Below are 8,197 nucleotides of genomic sequence, written 5' to 3' on the forward strand. Positions count from 1 at the left end.
CAAAGTATTGATTTTACTGCATTTTGAATGCGTTTTCATTATTGGTAAGACCACTTTTAAAAGTTGGCACGGTATTTGCTTTATAAATAGACGAGGGACGACGGAAAGGGTTGATTACAAAATATGAAGTTAGAATACTTAATTGATCAAGCAGCAGGAAAGCCTAAAAAAACTGTGGCTGTAGCAGTAGCTGAAGATCATGAAGTAATTGAAGCTGTAGCGAAAGCAATTAAATTACAGCTAGCTCAATTTCGTCTATATGGAAATCAAGAAAAAATAATGGGGATGCTACAAGAACATGGTTTACAAACTTCAGAACATGTTGAAGTGATTGCAGCAATGTCTAGTGCTGAAGCTGCAGAACTTTCTGTTAAAGCTGTGAGAAATGGTGAAGCAGATGTGCTTATGAAGGGGAACATCCCAACAGCGAATATTTTGAAGGCTGTGTTAAACAAAGAGTGGGGCCTACGTAAAGGTAGCGTACTTTCACATGTAGCAGCATTTGAAGTTCAAAATTACGACCGTCTTATTTTCGTTACAGATGCAGCGATGAACATCGCACCTGACGTAACACAAAAAGCTGCTATTATACAAAATACTGTAGAAGTTGCCCAGGCAATAGGAATCGACTTGCCCAAAGTGGCACCAATCGCAGCAGTAGAAGTTGTGAATCCAGCGATGCAGGCGACAATTGATGCAGCGATGTTAACACAAATGAATCGCCGCGGACAAATTAAAGATTGTATCGTTGATGGACCACTTGCTTTAGATAATGCAGTATCACAAATTGCAGCAGAGCATAAAGGCATAGTAAGTGATGTAGCAGGTAAGGCAGATATTTTACTCGTCCCAACGATTGAAGCTGGAAATGTGCTATATAAATCACTCGTATACTTTGCGGATGCAAAAGTAGGAGCAATGATTGCTGGCGCAAAAGCACCGATTGTTTTAACATCTCGTGCTGATTCAGCAGAAACAAAAGTATATTCATTAGCATTGGCAGTTGCGACTGCTTCAAAATAAACCAAAAAGGGTAAAACATTAGGGGGAAACGACAATGACATTAGAAATCTTCGAATACTTAGAAAAATATGATTATGAGCAAGTAGTATTTTGTCAAGATAAAGAATCTGGTTTAAAAGCAATTATTGCAATTCATGATACAACACTTGGACCGGCTCTTGGTGGAACAAGAATGTGGACATATGATTCTGAAGAAGCGGCGATTGAAGATGCATTGCGTCTTGCAAAAGGGATGACATACAAAAACGCAGCAGCTGGTTTAAACTTAGGTGGTGCGAAAACAGTAATTATCGGTGATCCTCGTAAAGATAAGAGCGAAGCAATGTTCCGTGCACTAGGACGTTATATCCAAGGACTAAACGGACGTTACATTACAGCTGAAGATGTTGGTACAACAGTAGATGATATGGATATTATCCATGAAGAAACTGACTTTGTAACAGGTATCTCACCATCATTCGGTTCTTCTGGTAACCCATCTCCAGTAACTGCATACGGTGTTTACCGTGGTATGAAAGCAGCTGCAAAAGAAGCTTTCGGTACTGACAATTTAGAAGGAAAAGTAATTGCTGTTCAAGGCGTTGGTAACGTAGCATATCACCTATGCAAACATTTACACGCTGAAGGAGCAAAATTAATCGTTACAGATATTAATAAAGAAGCTGTACAACGTGCTGTAGAAGAATTCGGTGCATCAGCAGTTGAACCAAATGAAATTTACGGTGTTGAATGCGATATTTACGCACCATGTGCATTAGGCGCAACAGTTAATGATGAAACTATTCCACAACTTAAAGCAAAAGTAATCGCAGGTTCTGCAAATAACCAATTAAAAGAAAATCGTCACGGTGACATCATTCATGAAATGGGTATTGTATACGCACCAGATTATGTAATTAATGCAGGTGGCGTAATTAACGTAGCAGACGAATTATATGGATACAATAGAGAACGTGCACTAAAACGTGTTGAGTCTATTTATGACACAATTGCAAAAGTAATCGAAATTTCAAAACGCGATGGCATAGCAACTTATGTAGCGGCAGATCGTCTAGCTGAAGAGCGCATTGCAAGCTTGAAAAATTCTCGTAGCACTTACTTACGCAACGGTCACGATATTATTAGCCGTCGCTAATCATTCATATATAACTTTTACAAAAGGCGTGGTTACCTCTTATGAGGTTTCCACTTCCTTTTGAATTTATTAGTGGAGGTAGCAACATTGTCTGTAAATCGAATTCTTGTTATTAACCCAGGTAGTACATCCACAAAAATTGGTGTTTTTGATAATGAAAGACCCGTTTTAGAAGAAACGATTCGTCATGACGTAGAACAGATTGGGAAATACAAGCGAATTATCGACCAATATGAGTTTCGAAAAGAAACGATTTTAGAAGTTCTACATTCTCATGGTATTAACATTTCAAAATTAAACGCTGTTTGTGGACGTGGTGGATTACTTCGTCCAATCGAAGGCGGTACGTATACAGTAAACGATGCGATGTTAGAAGATTTAAAAAATGGGTTTAGCGGTCATCACGCTTCAAACCTTGGAGGCATTTTAGCATATGAAATTGCTTCTGGATTAAACATTCCTGCATTTATTGTGGATCCTGTCGTTGTAGATGAGATGGAGCCAGTTGCTCGTATAAGTGGTATTGCTGGTATGGAACGTAAAAGTATCTTCCATGCATTAAATCAAAAAGCAGTTGCTCGTAAAGTAGCCGAACAGTTAAACCACAAATATGAGGATTTAAATTTATTAGTTACACATATGGGCGGTGGTATTACAGTTGGTGCTCATAAAAAAGGAAGAGTAATCGATGTGAATAACGGTTTAAACGGAGAAGGACCATTTAGTCCAGAGCGTGCTGGTACAGTACCAGTAGGGCAACTAGTAGAAATGTGTTTCTCTGGTGAGTATTACCGAGATGAAATGATTAAAAAGCTTGTCGGACAAGGTGGACTTGTAAGTTTAATCGGTACAAATGATGCGATTAAAGTAGAGAAAATGGTTGAAAAAGGTGATCCTGAAGCAACTCTTATTTATAAAGCAATGGCATATCAAGTTGCAAAAGAGATTGGCGGAGCTAGCGCTGTACTTCACGGGAAAATCGATGCAATCGTATTAACTGGTGGACTGGCATACAGTAAAATTCTTGTCGATGAAATAAAAGAGCGAGTGGACTGGATTGCAGATGTTATCGTACATCCAGGCGAAGATGAGTTAGAAGCGTTAGCAGAAGGAGCACTTCGTGTATTACGTGAAGAAGAAGCTCCAAAAGAATATGTTGTACGTGAAAAAGAAACGGTAGCTAGGGGTTGAGATAATGGCAAAAGAATATGATTTAGTCATCGTTGGCGGCGGTACTGGTGGATATGTTGCTGCAATTCGTGCATCACAACTAGGGTTAAAAACTGCACTAGTCGAAAAAGAAAATCTTGGTGGTACTTGTTTACACAAAGGATGTATCCCTAGTAAAGCTCTTTTACGTAGTGCGGAAGTATATGCAACTGCTAAAAAAAGCGAAGAGTTCGGAGTTATTGCAAGCAATGTAGAACTAAACTTTGCGAAAGTACAAGAGCGTAAAGAGAAGATTGTAACGCAGCTTCATAAAGGCGTTCAACACTTAATGAAACAAGGTAAAATTGATGTGTTTGAAGGTATTGGCCGTATTCTTGGCCCATCTATTTTCTCTCCGATGCCAGGGACAATTTCAGTTGAACTTGCAAGTGGAGAAGAGAATGAAATGTTAATTCCAAAAAATGTACTTATTGCAACAGGTTCTCGTCCAAATTCATTACCAGGTTTAGAATTAGACGGAGAATACGTAATGTCTTCAGATCATGCCCTAAAAATGGAAACGCTTCCTAGTTCGATTATTATCGTTGGTGGCGGTGTAATCGGTATTGAGTGGGCATCTATGCTTGCTGACTTCGGTGTAGAAGTTACAGTATTAGAGTATGCAAAAACAATATTACCACTAGAAGATCAAGACGTTTCAAAAGAAATGCAACGTCTATTCAAGAAAAAAGGTATTAAAGTGGTAACTGGTGCAAAAGTATTACCAGAAACATTGGTAAAAGATAATGGAGTAACAATCCAAGCTGAACACAACGGTGAAAATAAAGAATTTAAAGCAGAAAAAATGCTTGTATCTGTAGGAAGACAAGCGAATACGCAAAATATTGGCTTAGAGAACACAGATATCGTTGTGGAAAAAGGATACATTCAAACAAATGAGTTTTATCAAACGAAAGAATCGCATATTTACGCAATTGGAGATGTAATCGGTGGCCTGCAACTTGCTCACGTTGCTTCTCATGAAGGAATTGCTGCAGTAGAACATATTGCAGGGAAAGAAGTTACACCAATTGATTACTCTATGGTATCAAAATGCGTATATAGCAGTCCAGAAGTTGCTTCTGTCGGTTTAACAGAACAAGAAGCGAAAGAAAAAGGCTATAAGTTAAAAGTAGGTAAGTTCTCATTCCGCGCAATCGGAAAAGCACTTGTATACGGAGAATCAGATGGTTTCGTAAAACTTGTAGTTGATGAAGAGACAAATGACATTCTTGGTGTTCATATGATTGGACCACATGTAACAGATATGATTTCTGAAGCGGGTCTTGCAAGAGTACTTGATGCAACACCTTGGGAAGTAGCACATACAATTCATCCGCATCCATCATTATCTGAGGCGATTGGTGAAGCAGCACTTGCTGTAGATGGAAGAGCGTTACACGCATAAAAATGTGGATTTAGGAGGTTATGAAAAATGGCAGAAGTAAAAGAAAAGCGCCATGAAGAGCTTGGCTTAAGTGATGAGCAAGTATTAGAAATGTTCCGTACGATGTTACTTGCACGTAAAATTGACGAACGTATGTGGTTATTAAACCGCGCTGGTAAAATTCCATTCGTAATTTCTTGTCAAGGACAAGAGGCTGCACAAGTTGGAGCGGCGTTCGCTCTTGATAGAGAGAAAGATTATGCATTACCATACTACCGTGATATGGGTGTTGTACTAGCATTTGGTATGACAGCTAAAGAGCTTATGTTGTCTGCTTTTGCGAAAGCTGGAGATCCAAACTCTGGTGGTCGTCAAATGCCTGGTCACTTCGGTCAAAAGAAAAATCGTATTGTTACAGGTTCATCTCCAGTAACAACACAAGTACCACATGCAGTTGGTATTGCACTAGCTGGAAAAATGGAGAAGAAAGATTTAGTAACGTTCGTTACATTTGGAGAAGGTTCTTCAAACCAAGGTGACTTCCATGAAGGAGCAAACTTTGCTGGTGTACACAAACTACCTGTTATTTTTATGTGTGAAAATAACAAATATGCAATCTCTATTCCAGTTGAAAAACAATTAGCATGTAAAAACGTATCAGATCGTGCGATTGGTTACGGTATGCCTGGATATACAATAGACGGAAACGATCCACTTGCAGTATATAAAGCTGTAAAAGAAGCAGCAGATCGCGGTCGTCGTGGTGAAGGACCAACTTTAATTGAAACAGTATCATATCGTTTAACAGCACATTCTAGTGACGATGATGATCGTGTTTATCGTGATAAAGAAGAAGTAGAAGAAGCAAAGAAAAAAGATTCAATTATAACATTCGCAGCTTATTTAAAAGAAGCTGGTGTGTTAACTGAGGAATCCGAAAAACAAATGTTAGACGAAATTATGCATATCGTAAATGAAGCAACAGAATATGCAGAAAATGCTCCGTATGCAGCACCTGAAGATGCATTGAAGCACGTATACGCAGAATAGGGGGGAACGTTTCATGGCTGTAATGTCTTATATTGATGCTATTACATTAGCAATGCGCGAAGAAATGGAACGCGATGAGAAAGTATTCGTTTTAGGAGAAGATGTTGGTAAAAAAGGTGGCGTGTTTAAAGCGACACACGGTTTGTATGATCAATTTGGTGAAGATCGTGCGCTTGATGCACCGCTTGCAGAATCTGCAATTGCTGGGGTAGCAATTGGTGCAGCAATGTATGGTATGCGTCCAATCGCTGAAATGCAGTTTGCTGATTTCATCATGCCAGCAGTAAACCAAATTGTTTCTGAGGCAGCAAAAATTCGTTATCGTTCTAATAATGATTGGACTTGTCCAGTTACAATCCGTGCACCATTTGGCGGGGGTGTTCACGGTGCATTGTATCATTCACAATCTGTAGAAGCGATGTTTGCAAACCAACCAGGTTTAAAAATCGTTATCCCTTCTACACCATATGATGCAAAAGGCTTATTAAAAGCAGCCATTCGTGATGAAGATCCAGTATTATTCTTCGAACATAAACGTGCATATCGTTTAATTAAAGGTGAAGTACCAGAGGATGACTACGTATTACCAATCGGAAAAGCAGATGTAAAACGTGAAGGTGATGATATTACAGTTATCACGTACGGATTATGTGTTCATTTTGCTCTTCAAGCGGCTGAAAAGTTAGCACAAGATGGCATCTCTGCACACATTCTTGATTTACGTACTGTATATCCATTAGATAAAGAAGCAATCATTGAAGCAGCTTCTAAAACAGGTAAAGTTCTTCTTGTAACAGAAGACAATAAAGAAGGAAGCATTATGAGTGAAGTGGCAGCAATTATCGCTGAAAACTGTCTATTTGATTTAGATGCGCCAATCGCACGTCTTGCAGGTCCAGACGTTCCAGCAATGCCATATGCACCAACAATGGAAAAATTCTTTATGGTAAATCCAGATAAAGTTGAAAAAGCAATGCGTGAACTTGCGGAATTTTAATCGGGGGGACTATACATGGCTGTAGAAAATATTACAATGCCTCAGCTCGGGGAGAGCGTTACAGAGGGCACAATTAGTAAATGGCTCGTTAATGTTGGCGATCACGTAAATAAGTATGATCCGCTTGCAGAAGTAATGACTGATAAAGTAAATGCTGAAGTACCATCTTCTTTCACGGGTGTTGTGAAAGAGTTAATCGCTGGTGAAGGTGATACGTTAGCTGTAGGTGAAGTAGTTTGTGTTATTCAAGTAGAAGGCGCAGATGAAGTAGCAGCAACAGCTGTTGAGGAAAAAACTAAAGAAGAATCAAAGGCAGAAGTAGCTACGTCTGAAAAAGCACCGAAAGTAAAACAACCAACTGATGGAAAACCACGTTTTTCACCAGCTGTGTTAAAGCTTGCAGGTGAGCATAACGTTGATTTAGATCTAGTAGAAGGTACGGGAGCAAACGGCCGTATCACTCGTAAAGATATTTTAAAGCTAGTGGAATCTGGAAATATCCCACAAGCAGGTGCGGCGAAGAAAGAGGAAGCTGTAGCGGCAGTAGTAGAAGCTCGCCCAGAAGCACCAAAAGCAGCACCAGTAGCGCAAAAAGTAGAAGCTGCGAAACCAGTTTCTGTACCTACAATGCCTGGAGATATCGAAATTCCAGTAACAGGTGTGCGTAAAGCAATCGCAGCAAACATGTTACGTAGTAAACACGAAGCACCACATGCTTGGATGATGATTGAAGTAGATGTGACAAACCTTGTGTCATACCGTAACTCAATTAAAGGTGACTTTAAGAAGCGTGAAGGCTTTAACTTAACGTTCTTTGCTTTCTTCGTAAAAGCAGTAGCACAAGCGTTAAAAGAGTATCCTCAAATTAATTCAATGTGGGCTGGCGATAAAATTGTTCAGAAGAAAGATATTAACCTTTCTATCGCTGTTGCAACAGAGGAAGAACTATTTGTACCAGTAATTAAGCAAGCGGACGAGAAAACAATTAAAGGTATCGCTCGTGAAATTACAGAACTTGCAGGAAAAGTACGTACGAAATCGTTAAAAGCAGACGAAATGCAAGGTGGAACATTTACAATTAATAACACAGGATCATTCGGTTCTGTTCAATCTATGGGTATTATTAATTACCCACAAGCGGCTATTTTACAAGTTGAATCAATTGTAAAACGCCCAGTAATTATGGATAACGGTATGTTCGGTGCTCGTGATATGGTTAACTTATGTTTATCACTTGATCACCGAGTACTTGATGGTTTAATTTGTGGTAAGTTCTTAGGACGTGTTAAAGAAATTTTAGAAAACATGTCAGAAAATAATACATCTGTATATTAATAAAAAGCTCGCTTATGCGAGCTTTTTATTATCTTATTTCTTCATCTACATCCTACTATAT

General features: G+C 39.1%; 7 protein-coding genes. All 7 read left to right on the plus strand.

Annotated elements, in window-relative coordinates; genetic code table 11:
- The first annotated feature begins 123 nt into the window (after positions 1–123).
- The 7 genes from yqiS to ACQGS6_RS08160 all read left to right on the plus strand — a co-directional run bounded on the left by yqiS (position 124) and on the right by ACQGS6_RS08160 (position 8,136).
- The gene (gene yqiS / locus ACQGS6_RS08130) at positions 124–1,023 is read left to right on the plus strand and encodes a phosphate butyryltransferase (protein WP_000764670.1); all 900 of its coding nucleotides are present in this window, start codon (positions 124–126) and stop codon (positions 1,021–1,023) included.
- A 34-nt stretch (positions 1,024–1,057) separates the two neighbouring features.
- Positions 1,058–2,158 carry a leucine dehydrogenase gene (locus ACQGS6_RS08135; RefSeq protein ID WP_000171357.1) on the plus strand — a complete coding sequence of 367 codons (1,101 nt, stop codon included), beginning with the start codon at positions 1,058–1,060 and terminating at the stop codon, positions 2,156–2,158.
- A gap of 87 nt (positions 2,159–2,245) precedes the next feature.
- Positions 2,246–3,349: a butyrate kinase gene (gene buk, locus ACQGS6_RS08140; protein WP_000115780.1), complete on the plus strand. Its 1,104-nt coding sequence runs from the start codon at positions 2,246–2,248 to the stop codon at positions 3,347–3,349.
- Between the two features lie 4 nt (positions 3,350–3,353).
- Positions 3,354–4,775: a dihydrolipoyl dehydrogenase gene (lpdA, locus tag ACQGS6_RS08145; protein WP_001051289.1), complete on the plus strand. Its 1,422-nt coding sequence runs from the start codon at positions 3,354–3,356 to the stop codon at positions 4,773–4,775.
- Between the two features lie 27 nt (positions 4,776–4,802).
- Positions 4,803–5,804 carry a 3-methyl-2-oxobutanoate dehydrogenase subunit alpha gene (gene bfmBAA / locus ACQGS6_RS08150; protein WP_000852551.1) on the plus strand — a complete coding sequence of 334 codons (1,002 nt, stop codon included), beginning with the start codon at positions 4,803–4,805 and terminating at the stop codon, positions 5,802–5,804.
- A gap of 13 nt (positions 5,805–5,817) precedes the next feature.
- Positions 5,818–6,801: a 3-methyl-2-oxobutanoate dehydrogenase subunit beta gene (gene bfmBAB / locus ACQGS6_RS08155; protein ID WP_000290071.1), complete on the plus strand. Its 984-nt coding sequence runs from the start codon at positions 5,818–5,820 to the stop codon at positions 6,799–6,801.
- A 15-nt stretch (positions 6,802–6,816) separates the two neighbouring features.
- A complete protein-coding gene (locus ACQGS6_RS08160; protein WP_000257681.1) occupies positions 6,817–8,136 on the plus strand; it encodes a dihydrolipoamide acetyltransferase family protein in 1,320 nt (439 codons plus the stop codon).
- Positions 8,137–8,197: the final 61 nt, after the last annotated feature.

Origin of the sequence: Bacillus sp. GMs2/2, from assembly GCF_050172095.1 — a bacterium.
Classification (GTDB): domain Bacteria; phylum Bacillota; class Bacilli; order Bacillales; family Bacillaceae_G; genus Bacillus_A; species Bacillus_A cereus.

Bases quoted from the DNA above. Each gene is read 5' to 3' on its own strand.
- ACQGS6_RS08135 (WP_000171357.1), top strand. From the start codon at position 1,058: ATGACATTAGAAATCTTCGAATACTTAGAAAAATATGATTATGAGCAA.
- bfmBAB (WP_000290071.1), top strand. From the start codon at position 5,818: ATGGCTGTAATGTCTTATATTGATGCTATTACATTAGCAATGCGCGAA.
- ACQGS6_RS08160 (WP_000257681.1), top strand. From the start codon at position 6,817: ATGGCTGTAGAAAATATTACAATGCCTCAGCTCGGGGAGAGCGTTACA.
- bfmBAA (WP_000852551.1), top strand. From the start codon at position 4,803: ATGGCAGAAGTAAAAGAAAAGCGCCATGAAGAGCTTGGCTTAAGTGAT.
- lpdA (WP_001051289.1), top strand. From the start codon at position 3,354: ATGGCAAAAGAATATGATTTAGTCATCGTTGGCGGCGGTACTGGTGGA.
- yqiS (WP_000764670.1), top strand. From the start codon at position 124: ATGAAGTTAGAATACTTAATTGATCAAGCAGCAGGAAAGCCTAAAAAA.